Source organism: Mesorhizobium sp. M7A.F.Ca.CA.003.01.2.1 (assembly GCF_003998945.1).
In the GTDB taxonomy this organism is placed as follows: Bacteria; Pseudomonadota; Alphaproteobacteria; order Rhizobiales; family Rhizobiaceae; genus Mesorhizobium; species Mesorhizobium ciceri.
In genome coordinates, this window is the sequence record NZ_RZRA01001462.1 from 1 (window position 1) to 819 (window position 819).

Below are 819 nucleotides of genomic sequence, written 5' to 3' on the forward strand. Positions count from 1 at the left end.
CCGTGGTCCAGTGTCACAAATCGGTTCCGATCGGCAAGGCGCTGCAGGCGGAGGGCGTGCCTCTGGTCGTTTATCTCCGCAATGTCGAGTTCCATGAACTGGGCGGCGATCTGCGCGAATTGCATTCGGCGCTTTACATTGCCAATTCGGATTTCACCGCGCGAACCTACAAAAAAGAATTCGGCATCGAGGCAGCGGTGATCCCGCCAACCATCAACCCGGCGCATTACTCGACGCCGACGACGGGCCAGTTCGTCACGCTGATCAACCCTTATGAGGAAAAGGGGTTTGAGCTCGCGGTGCGGATTGCCGGCGCCTGCCGCGAAATTCCATTCCTGTTCGTCGAAAGCTGGAAGCTCGACGACGATCACCGGGCGCGGATCGAACAGACGATCGCTCCCTTGGGCAATGTCGTCCTGGAGAGCCGCACCAGCGACATGAAGACGGTCTATGGCCGCACGAAGATCCTGCTTGCTCCCAGCAAGTGGGAAGAGGCGTGGGGCCGCGTCGCTTCGGAGGCCCATTGCAGCGGAATCCCCGTTATCGGTTCGCGGCGCGGCGGTCTGCCCGAGGCTGTCGGCTCCGGTGGCGTGGTGCTGGATTACGATGCTCCGCTGGCCGATTGGGTCGCGGCCGTCAGGCGGCTGTGGAACGACAACCAGGAATATGACCGGCTTTCCAGTCTCGCTCGCAGCTTCGCCGGGCGCCCGGAACTCGATCCCGATCGCCAGTTCATCACCTTCTTCTCGATACTGGACAGGGCCATGCAGCAGCGCGCGCGACAGGCGGCCTGACGACGCCGCCTGAGCAGGTCAGGCC

General features: G+C 62.6%; 1 protein-coding gene. It reads left to right on the forward strand.

The annotated features are described in order from the left end of the window. A partial coding sequence (locus EN969_RS33465) for a glycosyltransferase (protein ID WP_127419883.1) occupies nt 1-794 on the forward strand: 794 nt, incomplete at its 5' end. Nucleotides 795-819: the final 25 nt, after the last annotated feature.